Origin of the sequence: Mesorhizobium sp. M7A.F.Ca.US.011.01.1.1, from assembly GCF_003998295.1 — a bacterium.
Classification (GTDB): Bacteria; Pseudomonadota; Alphaproteobacteria; order Rhizobiales; family Rhizobiaceae; genus Mesorhizobium.
This window is the reverse complement of the sequence record NZ_RZRT01000264.1, coordinates 1-374: the sequence shown is the minus strand read 5'-3', so window position 1 is coordinate 374 and position 374 is coordinate 1. Positions and strand designations below refer to the sequence as shown.

1 pseudogene is annotated in these 374 nt (G+C 59.1%); it reads right to left on the bottom strand.

The features are described 5' to 3' along the window. A pseudogene (locus EOA13_RS37660) lies at positions 1-202 on the bottom strand (ABC transporter substrate-binding protein); the annotation flags it as partial. Positions 203-374 lie beyond the last annotated feature (172 nt).

Genomic DNA, 374 nt, shown 5'->3' with positions numbered 1-374 from the left:
CCACCATGGCCTTCAGCTTGCCGTAGTCCGTCGGGCCGTCCTGCAGGACCTTGATGCCGGAATTGGCTTCGAACGGAGCAGCCCAGGATTTGGTCTGCGCCTCCTGGGTGGTTCCGCCCCAGCTGGTGAACACCATTTCATCGGCCCGTGCGGCGGTGGCTGCCAAGAGCCCGGCCAAAATGCCGGTCAAAATCAGTTTCATGTCATTCTCCTCTGTTGGTTGTTTTTGGTTTCTTGTTGTTATGAAATTGCGCGATCGCGGCGCTGCCCTCATCGCATGACGAACGGATCCGGGATCGGCTCGTCGGATATTCGTATCCAGACGGATTTCGAGCGCGTGTAATCGCGGATGGCGTCGAGCCCGCCCTCACGGA